At 65.4% G+C, this 16591-nt stretch carries 17 protein-coding genes and 1 riboswitch; of the genes, 6 read left to right on the forward strand and 11 right to left on the reverse strand.

Translation table 11 applies throughout. The features are described from left to right. Positions 1–40 precede the first annotated feature (40 nt). From IVB23_RS25750 to IVB23_RS25765, 4 genes are all read right to left on the reverse strand, one after another. A complete protein-coding gene (locus tag IVB23_RS25750) occupies positions 41–1336 on the reverse strand; it encodes an IS4 family transposase (RefSeq protein WP_247800479.1) in 1296 nt (431 codons plus the stop codon). A 178-nt stretch (positions 1337–1514) separates the two neighbouring features. Then, on the reverse strand, positions 1515–2903 hold the full coding sequence (locus tag IVB23_RS25755; RefSeq protein WP_061877429.1) for an ATP-binding protein: 1389 nt from the start codon (positions 2901–2903) through the stop codon (positions 1515–1517). Positions 2904–2927: 24 nt separating this feature from the next. Then, positions 2928–3659 carry a response regulator transcription factor gene (locus tag IVB23_RS25760; RefSeq protein ID WP_035674584.1) on the reverse strand — a complete coding sequence of 244 codons (732 nt, stop codon included), beginning with the start codon at positions 3657–3659 and terminating at the stop codon, positions 2928–2930. After that, positions 3656–4120, reverse strand: coding sequence for a MarR family transcriptional regulator (locus tag IVB23_RS25765; RefSeq protein ID WP_197488640.1), 465 nt, complete (start codon positions 4118–4120; stop codon positions 3656–3658). Before IVB23_RS25765 ends, IVB23_RS25760 begins: the two co-directional genes overlap by 4 nt. Positions 4121–4534: 414 nt before the next feature. Between IVB23_RS25765 and IVB23_RS25770 the strand changes: the two genes are divergently transcribed. The 5 genes from IVB23_RS25770 to IVB23_RS25790 all read left to right on the forward strand — a co-directional run bounded on the left by IVB23_RS25770 (position 4535) and on the right by IVB23_RS25790 (position 8871). Continuing rightward, complete coding sequence (locus IVB23_RS25770) at positions 4535–5617, forward strand: branched-chain amino acid aminotransferase (RefSeq protein WP_247800481.1); 1083 nt, start codon at positions 4535–4537, stop codon at positions 5615–5617. A 131-nt stretch (positions 5618–5748) separates the two neighbouring features. After that, positions 5749–6273, forward strand: a complete 525-nt coding sequence (locus IVB23_RS25775) for a DUF2314 domain-containing protein (protein ID WP_247800482.1) — start codon at positions 5749–5751, stop codon at positions 6271–6273. 159 nt (positions 6274–6432) lie between these two features. After that, positions 6433–7953 (forward strand): histidine--tRNA ligase, encoded by a 1521-nt coding sequence (gene hisS, locus IVB23_RS25780; RefSeq protein WP_247800483.1) that lies wholly within the window; start codon positions 6433–6435, stop codon positions 7951–7953. A gap of 126 nt (positions 7954–8079) precedes the next feature. Then, on the forward strand, positions 8080–8283 hold the full coding sequence (locus IVB23_RS25785) for a tautomerase family protein (RefSeq protein WP_025033847.1): 204 nt from the start codon (positions 8080–8082) through the stop codon (positions 8281–8283). Between the two features lie 195 nt (positions 8284–8478). Continuing rightward, on the forward strand, positions 8479–8871 hold the full coding sequence (locus IVB23_RS25790; protein ID WP_061877435.1) for a hotdog domain-containing protein: 393 nt from the start codon (positions 8479–8481) through the stop codon (positions 8869–8871). A gap of 12 nt (positions 8872–8883) precedes the next feature. Here the strand turns inward: IVB23_RS25790 and proC are convergent, their stop codons facing one another. Both proC and IVB23_RS25800 read right to left on the reverse strand, forming a co-directional pair. Then, entirely contained in the window at positions 8884–9708 is an 825-nt protein-coding gene (gene proC / locus IVB23_RS25795) for a pyrroline-5-carboxylate reductase (RefSeq protein ID WP_197968970.1), read from the reverse strand. 205 nt (positions 9709–9913) lie between these two features. After that, positions 9914–10414 carry a YbjN domain-containing protein gene (locus tag IVB23_RS25800; protein ID WP_128923607.1) on the reverse strand — a complete coding sequence of 167 codons (501 nt, stop codon included), beginning with the start codon at positions 10412–10414 and terminating at the stop codon, positions 9914–9916. A 441-nt stretch (positions 10415–10855) separates the two neighbouring features. Then, positions 10856–11027: riboswitch (FMN riboswitch) on the forward strand. Between the two features lie 76 nt (positions 11028–11103). Between IVB23_RS25800 and IVB23_RS25805 the strand changes: the two genes are divergently transcribed. Next, positions 11104–11667, forward strand: coding sequence for a 6,7-dimethyl-8-ribityllumazine synthase (locus IVB23_RS25805; RefSeq protein ID WP_061877438.1), 564 nt, complete (start codon positions 11104–11106; stop codon positions 11665–11667). 157 nt (positions 11668–11824) lie between these two features. Here IVB23_RS25805 and IVB23_RS25810 read toward each other — a convergent pair whose 3' ends face one another. From IVB23_RS25810 to lgt, 5 genes are all read right to left on the reverse strand, one after another. Continuing rightward, on the reverse strand, positions 11825–12778 hold the full coding sequence (locus tag IVB23_RS25810; RefSeq protein WP_061877498.1) for a ribose-phosphate pyrophosphokinase: 954 nt from the start codon (positions 12776–12778) through the stop codon (positions 11825–11827). A 194-nt stretch (positions 12779–12972) separates the two neighbouring features. After that, on the reverse strand, positions 12973–13593 hold the full coding sequence (locus IVB23_RS25815; RefSeq protein WP_247800484.1) for a hypothetical protein: 621 nt from the start codon (positions 13591–13593) through the stop codon (positions 12973–12975). Positions 13594–13778: 185 nt separating this feature from the next. Beyond that, positions 13779–14546: a peptidoglycan editing factor PgeF gene (gene pgeF, locus IVB23_RS25820; protein WP_247800485.1), complete on the reverse strand. Its 768-nt coding sequence runs from the start codon at positions 14544–14546 to the stop codon at positions 13779–13781. Then, positions 14543–15661, reverse strand: a complete 1119-nt coding sequence (locus tag IVB23_RS25825; protein WP_247800486.1) for an SAM-dependent methyltransferase — start codon at positions 15659–15661, stop codon at positions 14543–14545. Before IVB23_RS25825 ends, pgeF begins: the two co-directional genes overlap by 4 nt. A 20-nt stretch (positions 15662–15681) precedes the next feature. Then, on the reverse strand, positions 15682–16527 hold the full coding sequence (gene lgt, locus IVB23_RS25830) for a prolipoprotein diacylglyceryl transferase (protein WP_247800487.1): 846 nt from the start codon (positions 16525–16527) through the stop codon (positions 15682–15684). Positions 16528–16591 lie beyond the last annotated feature (64 nt).

A 16591-nucleotide genomic window follows, 5' to 3' on the forward strand; every position in this document is an offset into this window, starting at 1 on the left:
ACCCCTCATCCGGCGCTTCGCGCCACCTTCTCCCACAAGGCTAAGGCGAGCACATATCTCGGAGCCTCCAACCGGCTGACATTTGCTTGAAGCGGTGCCATCCTCTGCGCATAGTGATGGGACCTGGTGGCCGCTCCGAGGCGTAGCCGGTCCATCCTCCGAGGCGAGCGATGATCCATGCGAGCCATGCGACAGAGTGCTTGGAGTGAGGGTTCTTTTGCTTGTCAGTCCTGCCTTCGAGCTGGACCTGCAAGATTTCGAGGATCGGCAGTTGGTCCGGAGGCACCACGTCGGTGGCGGGGCGGTCGACCGTGCCATCACGGGCGAGGACGAGCTGCATGATCTTGGTAGCTGCCGTCATCGCGATGGCAGCGAGCTTGAACAATGCCTCAGCCGCCTCGACTTGGCTGCTCTCGATGTCGAGGCCTTGGCTTTTACTGGTGCGGAACAACTGCTCGATGTGCCAGCGCTGACGGTACCAATCAACGATCTGCAGCGCCTGCTTCACGGTCGTCACCGTATGAGTGGTGAGAAGGCGCCAGTGGATCGACTCCCCGATAACGGGATCCAGTTCCTTCACTTCAACCAAGCGCAACGTCAATTGACGCGCAGCTTTCCGGTCGCTGCAGTTGGCCGGGCGCTTGATGGTCACCCCGCCAAAGCGCAGTGCGATCTTGGCCGTTCGTGCCGCACGGCCGGGCTGTGCCCGAACCTCCAAGTCGAAGCTATGCTGGACCGGCCAACTTTCGGCAATATCAAACAGCTTTCCGCCGCCCACCAGGGCGCGATCGCGACAGGCACGTGTAAGCAAATGGGTCCGTGCGTCAGGAATCCGGTCAAATTCCTCGTAAATGTCGCTCTCACGGTCGCCAACCACCGTGACCATCGCCGCAGCAGCAAGCGCACTCTTGGCGTCGGCCGCGCTCTTTATCCAACGATAGGACTCCTTCTCTTCGATTGGCTGGCTCTGGTAATCGGGCGACGCAGGCCCCTGGCGCGTCCAAATCTGCATCCCAGCGAGCCCGAGCAAGGCTCCGCTCCCGGCGTCAACGGCCAACACCGGATGCACAAACAGGCCTGGGTCAATCCCGTTCCCGGAAGGGCCAAGGCCGCGGACCCGGCCCGCATGCCTCGCGTAGTTCAGTTCCGTCGTGTCCTGGATCGCAAGCACATGCAGGCCTGCACACTGCTTCGACAGCACCTCTGCGCCATGCCCGACGATCTCGTCCACCGTTACGCTCGGATTGTTCAGCCACCGGCTGAAGCCGACCCATTCGGCGCGGCCATCGGCCGCTGCTCGCAGATTCATCGTCACGCGTTCGACGGCGCGCCGCAACAACAGCGCCCCTTTTTGGCCAGTCGAACGTCTCCAAAACGGCCGACCGACCAATCCATTCCTGCCTTCAATGCGGTTATCCTTCTTAACCGCATTACAAAGAATCAGACTCGATTCACTTAAGGCAAGAAAATTCTGTGCACGCCTTAGCCCACAAGGGGAGAAGGGAAGACCGCACCTACACCGGTATCCTCACGCTCGCCCTTAATCCCCCCATCGGGCTGTCGCCGAGCGTGATGTCGCCGCCGTGCGAGCGGGCGATGTCGCGGGCGATGGCAAGGCCGAGGCCGGTGCCGCCTTCGTCCTGGTTGCGGGCGTTGTCCAGCCGCAGGAACGGCTTGAACACCTCTTCGCGCAAGTGAGCGGGAATGCCCGGGCCGTCGTCGTCGATCGTGACGGTCAAATATCGGTGATCGCGCTGGCCGGTGATGGCGATGTTCTTGCCGTAGCGCGCCGCGTTGGTGATGAGGTTGGCGAGGCAGCGCTTGAACGAGGCCGGCTTCACCGTCACCACGGGCAGGCCGTGGAATGCGACGGTCGCGTTGTGGCCGTGGCGTTCGGCATCGCTGCGCAGCTCTTCGAGGGCCTGGGCCATGTCGGTCGGCTGCGACTGCTCGCCGGAATCACCGCGGGCGAAGGCGAGGTAATCCTCCAGCATCATCGACATCTCGTCGACATCCTTGCGCATGCCCTCGAGCTCCGGACTGTCGCCGATCAGCGCCAGCTCGAGCTTGAAGCGGGTCAGGATGGTGCGCAGATCGTGGCTGACGCCGGCGAGCATCGCGGTGCGCTGCTCCATGGTGCGCTCGATGCGCGACTTCATTTCGAGGAAGGCGACTGCCGCGCGCCGCACCTCGCGCGCGCCCCTCGGGCGGAAGTTCGGTGCCTCGCGGCCCTTGCCGAAGCTCTCGGCGGCATCGGCAAGGCGCAGGATCGGCTTGATCTGGTTGCGCAGGAACAGCACCGCGACGATCAAGAGGATGGAGGACGTCCCGACCATCCAGAACAGGAAGATCTCCGAGTTCGAGGCATAGGCAGCGCTGCGCTGCGCGAACACGCGCATCACGGCGTCGTCGAGCTGGATGCGGATCTCGACGAGGTTGGAGCGGCCGACCGTGTCGATCCAGAACGAGCGCCCGATCTGGCGGCCGAGCTGCACCGACAGCGTCTGGTCGAGCAGCGAGAAGAACGGTTTTGGGCCTGGCGGCGGCATGTCGCCGGCGGGCAGGAAATCGACCACGAGGCCGAGTCGCTGCTGCGCGATGCGGCGGATCTGGTCGCGATCCTTGTCCTGCGGATAGCCCTTGTAGACATCGATCAGCGCGGCGATGTCCTGCACCACCGCAGCCGACAATCTGCGCGTCACCGTGTTCCAGTGCCGCTCCATGAACACGAAGGCGACGACCGATTGCAGCACCACCATCGGCACGATCATGATGAGGAGCGCGCGGGCGTAGAGGCCGGTTGGCATCCAGCCCTTGAACGCGTTGCCCATCCAGCCATTGGCGGCGGAGACGCGGCCGGCGGCGCTTCGCAGCAGCGTCAGGCCGGTATCGATCGTGCTCATCGGTCGCGCTTCACTGCTCGGGTCTCAAGGCGAGGCAACCAGCCGGTAGCCGATGCCGCGCACCGCCTGCAGAAATAGCGGATTGGCGGGGTCGGTCTCGATCTTGCGCCTGAGGCGGTTGATCTGCACGTCGACGGCACGCTCGTTGACGCTGCCGTTGCCGGTCAGCGCGCTGCGCGGCACGGTCTCTCCCGGTGTTTCCGAGAGAATCCGCAGCATCTCGCGCTCGCGGTCGGTGAGATGGATGACCTCCTCGCCCTGGCGCAATTCGCCGCGCTCGAGATGGTAGACGTAGGGACCGAAGGCAATTTTCTCCACGATCGCGACCTGTGGCGGCGGGGCGGCGCGCTTGAGGATGTTGTTGATGCGTAGCGCGAGCTCGCGCGGCTCGAACGGCTTTGCCACGTAATCGTCCGCGCCGATCTGCAAGCCCTCGATGCGGGATTCCGGTTCGTGGCGCGCCGTCAGCATCACGATCGGCACCGAGGAGGAGGTCCGGATGAAGCGGGCGAGATCGAACCCGGTTTCGCCCGGCATCATGACGTCGAGGATCAGGAGGTCGAAATGCAGGCCCAGCAGTTTCGAGCGTGCATCGCCGGCGCTCGCGGCGGTGGTGACGCGGTAGCCCTCACTGGCGAGAAAGCGCGAGAGCAGATCGCGGATGCGGCGATCGTCGTCGACCAGCAGCAGATGCGGGGCATCGTCGGCGGGTTGCACCGGCGGGCGGGCGAGCGTGGCAGCGAGCGGCACGGTCACTCCTTGTCGTGGTTGACGGAAGCGAAGATCGTCTCGAGCACCTTGTCCGGATCGTCTCGGTCGATCATCGCGCGCAGGAAGCGCTTCACGGTCTCGGCGTCCTGCGGAGCCATCTCCGCGAGCGCCCTGTTGATCCGCGTGGTCTGCAGGCCGGCGAGCTTCTGCACCAGCGCCTCGCCCTTCGGCGTCGTGTAGAGCAGGCGCTGGCGGCGATCATTGTCGCCGGTCTTCTGCACGATGTAGCCCTCGTCCAGCAGCTGCTTGAGCACGCGGCCGAGCGACTGCTTGGTGATGCGCAGGACGTCGAGGAGGTCGGCGACCTTGAGGCCGGGATAGCGGTAGACGAAATGCAGGACGCGGTGGTGGGCCCGGCCGAAGCCGAACGCCTCCAGCTCCTGGTCGGGATCGCCGACGAAGTCGCGGTAGGCGAAGAACAGCAGCTCGATGATATCCCAGCGCAAATTGCCTCCACCGTCTGCGGCCGGCCCGGGCTCGGCAGCGTCGTGAGAGGAAGTCACGAAATTTATGTCAGGCATATTGACGTATCTTGGGTTCAATGTTACAAAACGATCGACCCGCACGAAATTTTAGATCGCTTCGCGTCGGGTTAGCATCGGAGCAAGGCGCCGAAGAGAGCCGGACAGGCGACGACGGCCGGATCAGATCTACCGTGCGATTGTCGAGCGGCATTTCGGCAAAACATACTGGACTTCCGCCTTCCGCAAAAGCATGTCCTCGGCGACATGCTGTCCACGGAAACCGGCCGTAAAAAGGCTGGCGGTGGTCCGGCAGAAACCAATCAAAGCCAGCCGGGCCCCGAAAGCGGGCAGGCGGGCGCCAGAACAGCGCCGCCACCGGCAGCGGGAGGCAAGGACATGAGCATGAAATTTGACATCCAGCCCGCATCCAATCCAACCCCTGAGAAGGACCGCGTCGCCAAGCTGGTGGACCCCGGCTTCGGACGGGTCTTCACCGACCACATGGCCATCGTCCGCTACAACCAGGCCAGGGGCGGCTGGTATGACGCGCGGATCGAGGCGCGCGTCAACTTCCAGCTCGATCCGGCCGGCGCGGTGCTGCACTACGCGCAGGAGATCTTTGAGGGTCTCAAGGCCTACAAGCGCGATGATGGCGGCGTGAACCTGTTCCGCCCCGATGCCAATGCACGACGCTTCAAGGACTCGGCCGATCGCATGGCGATGGCCCAGCTGCCTGAGGACGTCTTCCTCGAGGCGGTCGAGCAGGTCGTGCGCATCGACCGCGCCTGGATTCCGGGCGGCGAGGGCAGCCTGTATCTGCGCCCCTTCATGATCGCGAGCGAGACGTTCCTCGGCGTCAAGCCGTCATCTGAATACATCTTCGCGGTCATCGCCTCGCCGGTCGGCTCCTACTTCAAGGGCGGGCCTGCGCCGGTCTCGATCTGGGTGTCCGAGAATTACACCCGCGCCGCGGTCGGCGGCACCGGCGCCGTCAAATGCGGCGGCAACTATGCCGCGAGCCTGCGCGCCCAGGCCGAAGCGATCCAGCACGGTTGCGACCAGGTCGTGTTCCTCGACGCGGTCGAGCGCCGCTATGTCGAGGAGCTCGGCGGCATGAACGTCTTCTTCGTGTTCGACGACGGCTCGCTCTCCACGCCGCCGCTTGGCACCATCCTGCCCGGCATCACCCGCGACTCCATCATCGCGCTCGCCCGCGATGCCGGAAAGACCGTGCGCGAGGAGCCGTACTCACTCGACCAGTGGCGCAAGGATGCGGCCAGCGGCAGGCTGAAGGAGGCCTTCGCCTGCGGCACCGCCGCTGTGATCTCCCCGATCGGCAAGGTGCGCTCGGTGAGCGGCGACTTCGAGATCTCGGGTGGCGGCGCCGGCCCTGTCGCCATGGGCCTGCGCAAGCAGCTCGTCGACATCCAGTACGGCCGCACCAACGATCCCCACAACTGGATCCGCAAGGTGCTTTGATCGGCGGTGAGAAGTTTTCCCTCTCTCACGAGGAGAGGGGAAACACGCAATGTTCGTGGTTTATTGCGCACTGAACGTGCCGTTGCCGACATGCGACAAAGGACACATCGCGACATCAGGACCTTGTAGTCATGGCAACCAAGCTCTCGCAGCCCATCAAGTGGGTCGTTCTCGCCGCAATCACCGGCGTCACCGTCTTCGGCATCCTGACCATCGGCCCCACGCACGAAGTGGTCGCGCAAGACCGCTCGCCCATCGTGACCGTGCAGACCGCCGATCCCGAGATGAATGCGGCTATCGAGCGGGGTCGCGCTACGCTCCCGACCTTCTGGGCCTCCTACGCATCGCCGAAGCCGTCGGAAACCGGGCACACCTTGAAGGTGCGATTCTCGACCCGCAAGGGCGGCGAGCACATCTGGGTTGGCGAGGTGAAGAAGCAACCTGGCGGGACCTTTACCGGGCTCTTGGCAAACGAGCCGCGGGATCTACCGGGCAAGCACGCCGGCGACAAAGTCTCGTTTGGTGAAGCCGACGTCTCGGACTGGATGTTCAAGCGCAACGGCAAGATCGTCGGTGGTGAAACCATCAAGCCGACCCTGAAGTCGCTGCCGAAGGCGGATGCGGATGCCATCCGGGCACGAATGGAGACTCCGTAAGGCTGGCCGTCATTCCGGGGCGCCCCAAGGGCGAACTATGGTGCGCAATTGCGCACCTAAGAATCTCGAGATTCCGGGTTCTCGCTTCGCGAGCCCCGGAATGACGTCGCCCTCTAACACCCCGTTGCCGCATTCCCCGTCGACTGGTAAACGCCGCGCATGGCCGAGAAACCCAAAAAACCCCAGAAACTGAAGGCGCGCCTGCCGCGCGGGCTCGAGGATCGTGATCCCGCTGCGATCCGGGCGACGCGCGAGATGGTCGAGAAGATCCGCGCCGTCTACGAGCTCTACGGTTTCGAGCCGGTGGAGACGCCGGCGATGGAATACACCGACGCGCTCGGCAAGTTTCTGCCCGACCAGGACCGTCCGAACGAGGGCGTGTTCTCGTTCCAGGACGACGACGAGCAGTGGATCAGCCTGCGTTACGACCTGACCGCGCCGCTGGCCCGCTACGTCGGCGAGCGCTACGGTACCGACGCTTTGATCTTGCCGTACCGCAGCTACCGCGTCGGCTACGTCTTCCGCAACGAGAAGCCCGGCCCGGGCCGCTTCCGCCAGTTCATGCAGTTCGATGCCGACACGGTGGGCTCGGCGACGCCGGCGGCGGACGCCGAGATCTGCATGATGGCGGCCGACACGATGGAGGCGCTCGGCATCGCACGTGGCCAGTATGTGGTGAAGGTTAACAACCGCAAGGTGCTCGACGGAGTTCTGGAAGCCATCGGGCTCGCCGGTGACGAGAACGCAGGCCGCAGGCTGACCGTGCTGCGCGCGATCGACAAGCTCGACAAGTTCTCCACCGACGAAGTGCGCAAGCTGCTCGGTCCCGGACGATGGGACGGCGGTGAAGAAGGCAAGGGCGACTTCACCAAGGGCGCCAACCTGAGCGCGGCGGAAGCTGACGTCGTTCTCGCCATCACCAAGCCGCGCGACGATTGGAAAGAGGCCATTGCTGCGGCGGAAACTTACCTTGCCAAGAGCCAAGTCGGTCAGGCCGGCGTGAGCGAGCTTGAAGAGATCGCCAGGCTGGTGACGGCGTCGGGTTATGGCGCGGATCGCATCAAGATCGATCCCTCCGTCGTGCGCGGGCTCGAATATTACACCGGGCCCGTCTACGAGGTGGAGCTCCTGCTCGACACCAAGGACGAGAAGGGCCGCCCGGTGCGGTTCGGCTCGGTCGGTGGCGGCGGGCGCTACGACGGCCTCGTCTCGCGCTTCCGCGGCGAGCCGGTGCCGGCGACCGGTTTTTCGATCGGCGTGTCGCGGCTCCAGGCTGCGCTGACGTTGCTCGGCAAGCTCGACACGCGGCCCGAATTCGGCCCCGTCGTCGTCACCGTGTTCGACCGCGATCGCGTCGCCGACTACCAGAAAATGGTGGCCAGCTTGCGCACCGCCGGCATCCGCGCCGAGCTCTATCTCGGCAATCCCAAGAACATGGGCAACCAGCTCAAATACGCCGACCGCCGCGACTCACCTTGCGTGATCATCCAGGGATCGGATGAAAAGGCGCTCGGCGAAGTGCAGGTCAAGGACCTGATCGAGGGCGCGAAGGCCGCCGCCGCGATCGCCTCCAACCAGGAATGGCGCGAGACCCGGCCGGCGCAGTTCTCCTGCAGGGAAGCCGATCTGGTTTCAAAGGTGCGTGAGGTCCTCGCCCGCCATGACGTGAGCTGGGGTTAGCCATTCCGGCAGGTCGTCATGCCCGGGCTTGTCCCGGGCATCCACGTCTTGTTTGATGGAAAAGAACGTGGATGGCCGGGACAAGCCCGGCCATGACGACAGCAGCAGAGCAGCAGGGAGACAACGATGCCTGAGATCACCATCAGCATGGCCGAAGGCCGCACCGACGAGCAGAAGGCCGGCATGATGCGCGACATCACCCAGGCGCTGGTGAAGAATCTCGGCGTCGATGCCGATGCCGTCGTCATCCAGATCAACGAAGCCCCGCTGCGCCACAAGATGAAGGGCGGCAAGACCTTCGTGGAGCGCGCGGCGGCGGCGAAGAAATAGTTTCGGCTGGCGCGGCAACCACCGCCGTCGTCCCGGACAAGCGTAAGCGCAGATCCGGGACCCATAGCCACAGGCACTGGTTATCTGACGAAGCGCTAACTCCGAATCCCCGCAACCACGACGTCTTGTGGTTATGGGTCCCGGATCGGCGCGCGCTTAGGGCGCGCTTGTCCGGAACGACATCGAGCAAGCACCATGGACGCACGCGACTTCATCAAGGCCGGCATGAGCGCCGAGCGCACGCTGGTGGTTCCGGCCGAGCGCACGGTCGGGCATTTCGTGCCCGGCATGCCGTTTGTTTATGCGACCCCGATGATGATCCTGGAGATGGAGATGACGGCGGGCGATGCGATCCGCGCGGCGCTTCAGCCGGGCTGGGTCACCGTAGGTACCGAGGTCGACATCCGCCATCTCGCCGCGGCGCTGGTCGGCGCGACGGTGCGGACCACGGCGAAGGTGGTTGCGGTCGAGCGCCGCGTCATCCGCTTCGAGGTCGAGGCCTTCGAGGGCACGCGCAAGCTCGGCGAGGGCCGCCATGCCCGCGGTCTCGTCAATGTCGAGATGTTCAACAAGCGGCTGGGAGCGTAGCGCGCCACCTGTTTACTTCGCGAGCTCCCTCGACCGCTGCGTCGCCGCCGCGACCGCGCGGATCATGAGATCGCGCAGGCCGGCCTCACCCATGAGTACGCCGAGGGCCGCGGCGGTGGTGCCGCCGGGCGAGGTGACGTTCTGGCGCAGCGTGGCCGAGGGAAGCTCCGACTGGTGCAGCAACTCTCCGGAGCCGGCGACGGTCTCGCGAGCGAGCTTCGTCGCCAGCGCTTCGGGCAGGCCCGCTTCCACACCGGCGCGGGCGAGCTCCTCGGCGAGCAGGAACACATAGGCCGGCCCCGAGCCCGACACGGCGGTGACCGCGTCCATCAGGGCTTCGTCCTCGACCCATTCCACCGCGCCGGTGGCGCGCAGCAGCGCATCGGCCACGGCACGCTGGGCGGCGCTTACGTCCCGGGCTGCGACCGCAACGGTGATGCCGCGGCCGATCGCCGCCGGCGTGTTCGGCATCGCGCGCACCACGGCGCCGCCGCAGACTTCGGCAAGCGAGGCGATCGTGGTGCCCGCCATGATCGAGACCACCGAGGTCCTGTCCGAGACGAACGGTTTCAGCCTGGCGCCGGCCTCGCGGAACATCTGCGGCTTCACCGCGACGACCAGCGTCTCGACGAGGCCGGCGGTCTTCACATCGGGATTGAGCACGACGCCCTTGGCGGCGAGCGCGGATATCTCGGGCGCAATGTGCGGATCGATCACCGCGACGCGACGCGGATCGAGCCCGCCTGCCAGCCATCCCGTCAGCATCGCGCCACCCATCTTGCCGGCGCCGGCGAGCAGGATGGTGCCGGTGACGTTTTGGAGAGGATTGTTTGCCATCGCCGTTGCCACACACTCAGGCGTCATCCCCGCGAAGGCGGGGATCCATAACCACAGGCGGTTCTAGTGGATCGAGGTGTTGGCAACAAGCCGCGTGCCACAAGTGGCCATCACGCGGAATGGATCCCGGATCGGCGCGCGCTTGGGGCGCGCTTGTCCGGGATGACGCAGGGAGGGAGCTGCGGCTCCCCATGCATTGCGAGCTCTATGCCTCTCCGACCGTGTCGAACATCGCCGCGTCCATGGCTTGCGCGGTGGTTTTGCCGGCCCACACCACGAACTGGAACGCCGGGAAGTAGCGCTCGCAGGCGTGGATGGCGCCGGCGAGCATGGCCTCGCATTGCGCGGTCGAGGCGGTGAGGCCGCCCGGCAGCACCAGGGCCTGGCGGTGCATCACCATGCCGGTGTTGGTCCACAGATCGAAATGACCGACCCACAGCTGCTCGTTGACGGCAGCGACGAGCCGCTGCACCTCGCCGCGGCGCGCGAGCGGAATCTTCATGTCGAAGGCGCAGGCCAGATGCAGCGCCTCGATCTCGCCCATCCAGGTGAAGGAGAGCTGGTAGTCGGTCCATTGTCCCTTGGAGACAATCGTGAGTTCGTCTTCGCCGGAGCGTTCGAACGGCCAGTTGTTGCTGGCAGCGATATCCTCGACCACCGCGAGTGGATGGCTTCTGGAATCGATAGTGCCTTCGAGCAGGGACATGCCGTCTCGACCTCTTGCCTTCTTGTTGTCTTTGATACGCACGCGGTTGGGCCCGGCGCGCGCTCCCTAAACGTCGCTGCGGCGATCCCTGGGGTCGCTCTCGCGAGCCCCTCGGATCAGCGCGGGCCTGTCGCGGATCAAGTGATGTGATTTGCGGAATCTGCGCAACGGGGTCGCGAGTCCGTCCACAAGCCAGGACTCGTTCGTCCACAGCTCATCTCCGCCACAATTCTTAACGTTGGAGGTCCCAACTCCGGGTCGAGGAGAACAAACCGGAATCAGATTCCCTGGGAGCGCCGCCAATCGCGAGTTCCGGCGCGGGCCGGCGCCACGAGGGCCTCGACCCCGGCATGGGACCATGCGCTTTGCCCATGCCGAACGCGCTTGCCGCGACTGCGCGAGGGCGGCATATTTCCGGTCAGGCCGTTCATCCCGGACGGCCGATGTTCTCAGGGCGGGGTGAAAGTCCCCACCGGCGGTAAGGGCCGAAAGGCCTAAGCCCGCGAGCGCCTTCCCCCAGGTATCCTGAAAAGGATCTTGCCAAAGGGAAGGGTCAGCAGATTCGGTGCAACTCCGAAGCCGACGGTTAAAGTCCGGATGAAAGAGAACGGTCGGTGGCAGACGCATCGCAAGGTGCGGCTGTTTGTCGTTCCGTGTGCCCTGATTCTGGTCCTTAACTGAGGAAAGCCATGAATCAGATGTTGCAAGATCCCCAAAACGAAACGTCCCAGACGACGCAGCCGCCGGTTCCCGTGGACCCGCCGGCCATCGAGCATCCGCGCTTCGCAAAGCCGCAGCGGGTGGCCTTCGTGCAGGCCTGCTGGCACCGCGACGTGGTCGCGGAGGCCCGCATCGCCTTCATGAGGGAAGCCGAGGCGCGTCACCTCACCCATGTCGACGTGTTCGAGGTGCCGGGCTCGTTCGAGATCCCGCTGCACGCGCAGGTCCTCGCCAAGACGCGGCGCTACACCGCGATCGTCGCCGCCGGCCTCGTCGTCGACGGCGGCATCTACCGGCACGAATTCGTCGCCGACACCGTGATCAAGGCGCTGATGGATGTGCAGCTCCGCACCGAGGTGCCGGTGTTCTCCGCGGTGCTAACCCCACAGCAGTTCCACGAGACCGAGGTGCACTACGACTTCTTCCGCAAGCATTTTGCCATCAAGGGCGTCGAGGTCGCGGCAGCCTGCGCGGAGACGTTGCACGGCCTGGAGCGACTGCGCGGCCAGGTCGCGGCGGGGATCGTGGGGTAGGATGCCTCTCCCTCTCCCCGCTTGCGGGGAGAGGGTCGGGGTGAGGGGGAATCTCCGCGGGGACGGTGAGAGCTGGACTCGCGGAGAGTCCCCCTCACCCGGAATTTGCTGTCGCAAATTCCGGCCTCTCCCCGCAGGCGGGGAGAGGCGAAGAAAATCAGTCGAACAGGCTCGACACCGACTCTTCCGCGGCGGTGCGCGCGATCGCGTCCGAGATCAGGCTGGCGATAGGCAGCGTGCGGATGTTCGGCGCCTTGGTCACCGCCTCGGTCGGAAGGATCGAGTCGGTAATCACGAGCTCCTTCAGCCTGGAGTTGGTGATGCGGGCGGCCGCCCCGCCCGAGAGCACGCCATGGGTAATGTAGGCGTAGACGTCCTTGGCGCCCTTGGCGATCAGCGCGTCGGCCGCGTTCACCAGCGTGCCGCCCGAGTCGACGATATCGTCGACCAGGATACAGCTGTAGCCGGAGACGTCGCCGATCACGTTCATGACCTCGGACTCGCCGGGACGCTCGCGGCGCTTGTCGACGATCGCGAGCGGGGTGTTGATGCGCTTGGCGAGGCCGCGGGCGCGGGCCACGCCGCCGACGTCGGGCGAGACCACCATCACCCTGCCGAGGTCGAAGCGTTCGCGGATGTCGCGCACCATCAGGGGCGCAGCGAACAGATTGTCGGTCGGGATGTCGAAGAAGCCCTGGATCTGGCCGGCATGCAGGTCGAGCGTCATGACGCGGTCGACGCCGGCATGGGTGATCAGATTGGCGACGAGCTTGGCCGAGATCGGCGTGCGCGAGCCGGACCGGCGGTCCTGCCTGGCATAGCCGAAATAGGGAATCACTGCGGTGATGCGGCGCGCCGAGGAGCGGCGCAGCGCGTCGGTGATGATCAGCAGCTCCATCAGATTGTCGTTCGCTGGAAACGAGGTCGACTGAATGATGAAGGCATCCGAACCGCGGATGTTCTCCTGGACCTCGACGAAGATCTCCATGTCGGCGAAGCGCCGCACCACCGCCTTGGTCAGCGGCATGTGGAGCCCTTGCGCGATGGCCTGTGCGAGAGCCGGATTGGAGTTGCCGGCGACGAGCTTGATGGAGCCGTTCTTGCCCGACATGGACGCTTCCTCCCGCGCTTTGCTGGATACGACGTTCAACATCAGAAAATACCCACTGGAAGCACGGTTATGACGGGCGAGGAAATATCAGGCCGGAGGCTGCAATGGCAACCCGGGATGCTACGTTTTCCCTTTGAAAATCCAGAGTCGGGTCAACGGCTTGGCCGCAACTTGAGGCCGTGGTTTAGCGGGGGTTATTGCTCGGCATAGCCGAGGGCCGAGGCCGGCATGTCCGACCGCGGAGCGTCCCTGATGACGCTCGCCACCGCCGGTCCGCGCAAAGCCGGAGCCGCACCCGGTGCATCCGGCGTTCCGTTGATCATGTTGGAAAGTCCGCTGAATCCGGCCTGGGCGATCTTCCGCAGCACGAGGTCGTCGGCAGCCGCCCAAGCATCACGTGTCGCGTCGCGGCCGCCCTTGGCCGAGGTCGGTTCCTCGCCGGAGAGGCGCAGCGCCCGCTGCTGGTTGGCGTCGTAGACGTCCCAGACCCAGGCGATCACCGTCTTGCCGCGCACCACCTGGGCGGAGAGGTAGCTGCGCACGCGGTAGGCGGCCGTGCCCTCGCGGGAGACCACGGACAGGCTGCGCAGCTTGGATTCGCTGTCGAGCACCCCGACCATGCGGTCGAACACCTGCGGCGGCGGTCCGTCGATGGATTCGAACGCCACCGTGGCCCCGCTACCGCCGCTCGGCGCCATCGCATAGGAATTGCCCGGCGCGTTGCCGCCGGCGCAACCGCCAAGCGCAGTCGCCAGCAGCATGGCCGCCAGCACGCGCGACCCCGCGCGGCGCAGAAAAGATGACGCTTCCCTCATTATGGAGGGCAGCGATATCGTTAAAATCGATTAACGTCTAGGGCGGCGGCGCCACAAGCTGCCGTCATTCCGGGGCGCGCCACTCGGCGCGAGCCCGGAATCCATTCCTCCCCGTACATTGCTGCACGATGGATTCCGGGTTTTCGCTTCGCGAACCCCGGAATGACGGCGTGTTGCCCGGGTGTTCACCCTTCCAGCGCGATGGCGTGAACGTGCCGGCCGTAATCGGGCTCCTTGCGATGCACCGAGCGGCGATAGCTGAAGAAGCGTTCGTCGGCATAGGTGTCGAGGCCGAGATCGTCGATCATCAGGATGCCCGCCATGTCCAGCCGCTTGCGGATGAAGCCGGCGAGATCGAACATCGCGTGGTCCTCGCGCACCGACGGGATGAAGAACATCGCGTTCTCGGCGTCAGCCTCGATGAAACGCGTCACGAACTCGTTGCCGACCTCGTAGCTCTCCTGCCGGATCAGGGGGCCGATCGCGGCGATGATGCCGCCGCGCGTTGCGCCTAGCGTTTCCATCGCCGAGATCGTCGCTTCGAGCACGCCGGTCAGTGCGCCCTTCCAGCCGGCATGCGCGCCGCCGATCACGCGCGCATTGGGATCGACGAACAGCACCGGCGCGCAATCGGCGGTGGAGACGCCGATCGCGATGCCTGGCGTCTTCGTCACCAGCGCGTCGCCCCTGGGCCGTGGCCCGTTCGGCCACGGCGCATCGGCCACGAGCACGTCGGGCGAATGGATCTGGTGCAGGCTGAGGAAGCGATCGGGCGCGACGCCGACATGCTCGGCCATGCGGCGGCGGTTCTCGGCGACGAGGGCCTGATCGTCATGGGAGCCGAGCCCGCCGTTCAGCGCGGAATAGATGCCGCCGGAGACGCCGCCTTCGCGGGTGAAGAAGGCATGGCGCAGGCCGGGCACGGCGGACAGCAGCGAAGAAGCAAGCGTCATGAGGTCTCTCCGGCCCGTTCGAGATCGCTGAGGCCGGCAAGGCCCGTCAGCCGCGGCTCGGAGATGCCGAGCACCTTGAACATCGAGCCCATGCCGCCGCGCCCGGTATCGGTCAGGCGCTTGAGCGCGACCGAAATGTCGGTGGCGACTTCGGGTGTCGCCTTCTGCATCAAGGCCGCGGCGCGGGTGTCGATGCCGATACGCTTGAGGAAGTCGCCTTGCGTTACCGGGCCGTGCACGCGGGCGCCGACATCCTCGGCCGCGCGCGCCAGCGCCTGGAAGTCGACATGGGCGGTGACGTCGGCCTGGCCCGGGGCTTTCAAGGGATCGGCGAAGCTGTGGCGCACGATGGCCTGGAAGGTGTCGCCGGCATCGCTGCGCAGATGGCCGTAGTCGATGATGAGCGCCGCGCCGTCCTGGTCGCGCACGCGCGTGGCGAGCTTCATGATCTCGCCGTCGGGCCGCCACTCGTAGACCGCCCCGATGGGGGCCGCGCGCACCAGAGGCGGCAGCAGCACCTCGAAGCGCGGTGTCGGCTCCGGCGCCGCGCCGAACTGAAGCTTGCCGGTGGGGTCGATCTCGATCACACGCTCGTGCCAGCCGTTCTCGAGCCTGACCATCTGGCGGACCGGCAGCACGTCGAAATATTCGTTGGCGAGGATGATGCTTGGGCCGTCCGGTACGTCGTCGATGCTGTCGTGCCAGGTGATGTTGCGCACGGCGGACAGCGTCGCCGCCTGTCGTTCGCGCAGCACCGGATTGACCTCGACCATGTGGATATGGAGCGCCTGGTAGAGCGGCGGCAGCACGCGAAGTGCGCGGAGCGCGTCCGCCATCATGGTGCCGCGGCCGGGGCCGAGCTCGATCAGTCGCAAGAATTGCGGCGAGCCCATGTGCTTCCAGACCGAGGCGGTCCACAACCCCAAGAGCTCGCCGAACATCTGGCTGATCTCGGGGGCGGTGGTGAAGTCGCCCTCGCGCCCGAGCGGATCGCGCGAGACGTAATAGCCGTAGCGCGGATGCATCAGGCACAATTCCATGTACCGCCAGACCGGCATCGGGCCTGAGGATTTGATCAGCGCCTTGATCTCGTTCAGGAGCGGCGAGTCGGTCACGGCTGTCTTCTCGAAATGAACTAACGAACGGCCTGGAGGGGCTTCGCCGCCCCCCGCCTGACAGCCCATACAATAAGTATCGCGCCGACGATAAGCATCGGGATCGACAACAGCATGCCCATGGTTAACCCGCCCCAGAGGAAACCGAGCTGCGCGTCCGGCTCGCGGAAATGCTCGCCGGCGATGCGGGTCAGACCGTAGATCAGGATGAAGGCGCCGAGGATCATGCCGGGGCGCTTCAGCGCGCCGAAGCGGATCATGATCGCGAGCACCGTGAACAGCAGGATGCCCTCCATGCCCGCTTCGTAAAGCTGGCTCGGATGGCGCGGCAGCTGCGTCGGGTCGTTGGGGAAGACCATCGCCCAGGGCAGGCTCGGGTCAGTGGCGCGGCCCCACAATTCGCCGTTGATGAAATTGGCGATTCGTCCGAGCAGCAGCCCGACCGGGGCGACGGCGGTGGTGATGTCGCCGAGCGACAGGATCGGGATCTTGTTGCGATAGGCAAACCACATCACCGCGACGACGCAGCCGAGGAAGCCGCCGTGGAAGGACATGCCGCCCTCCCACAATTTGAAGATCGCGGCGGGATGATCGATGAAGAAGGGCAGGTTGTAGAACAGCACGTAGCCGGTGCGGCCGCCGAGGATGATGCCGAGCGTGACCCACAGGATGAAGTCGTCGATCTGCACCAGCGAGATCGGCGCCGGTCCGCCCCACAGGCGCTGGTTCTTCAGGAGCGAGCGCGCATAGAGCCAGCCGAACACGATGCCGCAGATATAGGCCAGCGCATACCATCGGATCGCGAATGGACCGATCTCGATCGCGATCGGCTTGAAGGCGGGAAAGTCGATCAGCAGAAAGGGCATCGCGCCTTCTATGTGTGGACGAGATTGCGGCGACGGAGCACCAGCAGCGGACGCCGCGTGATTC

The sequence above is a fragment of the Bradyrhizobium sp. 191 genome, from assembly GCF_023100985.1.
GTDB lineage: Bacteria > Pseudomonadota > Alphaproteobacteria > Rhizobiales > Xanthobacteraceae > Bradyrhizobium > Bradyrhizobium diversitatis.

Excerpts from the sequence above, each read along its gene's own strand:
- IVB23_RS25755 (WP_061877429.1), bottom strand. The coding sequence starts at position 2,903 with ATGAGCACGATCGATACCGGCCTGACGCTGCTGCGAAGCGCCGCCGGC.
- IVB23_RS25770 (WP_247800481.1), top strand. The coding sequence starts at position 4,535 with ATGAGCATGAAATTTGACATCCAGCCCGCATCCAATCCAACCCCTGAG.
- IVB23_RS25775 (WP_247800482.1), top strand. The coding sequence starts at position 5,749 with ATGGCAACCAAGCTCTCGCAGCCCATCAAGTGGGTCGTTCTCGCCGCA.
- hisS (WP_247800483.1), top strand. The coding sequence starts at position 6,433 with ATGGCCGAGAAACCCAAAAAACCCCAGAAACTGAAGGCGCGCCTGCCG.
- IVB23_RS25785 (WP_025033847.1), top strand. The coding sequence starts at position 8,080 with ATGCCTGAGATCACCATCAGCATGGCCGAAGGCCGCACCGACGAGCAG.
- IVB23_RS25790 (WP_061877435.1), top strand. The coding sequence starts at position 8,479 with ATGGACGCACGCGACTTCATCAAGGCCGGCATGAGCGCCGAGCGCACG.
- proC (WP_197968970.1), bottom strand. The coding sequence starts at position 9,708 with ATGGCAAACAATCCTCTCCAAAACGTCACCGGCACCATCCTGCTCGCC.
- IVB23_RS25800 (WP_128923607.1), bottom strand. The coding sequence starts at position 10,414 with ATGTCCCTGCTCGAAGGCACTATCGATTCCAGAAGCCATCCACTCGCG.
- IVB23_RS25805 (WP_061877438.1), top strand. The coding sequence starts at position 11,104 with ATGAATCAGATGTTGCAAGATCCCCAAAACGAAACGTCCCAGACGACG.
- IVB23_RS25810 (WP_061877498.1), bottom strand. The coding sequence starts at position 12,778 with ATGTCGGGCAAGAACGGCTCCATCAAGCTCGTCGCCGGCAACTCCAAT.
- IVB23_RS25815 (WP_247800484.1), bottom strand. The coding sequence starts at position 13,593 with ATGAGGGAAGCGTCATCTTTTCTGCGCCGCGCGGGGTCGCGCGTGCTG.
- pgeF (WP_247800485.1), bottom strand. The coding sequence starts at position 14,546 with ATGACGCTTGCTTCTTCGCTGCTGTCCGCCGTGCCCGGCCTGCGCCAT.
- lgt (WP_247800487.1), bottom strand. The coding sequence starts at position 16,527 with ATGCCCTTTCTGCTGATCGACTTTCCCGCCTTCAAGCCGATCGCGATC.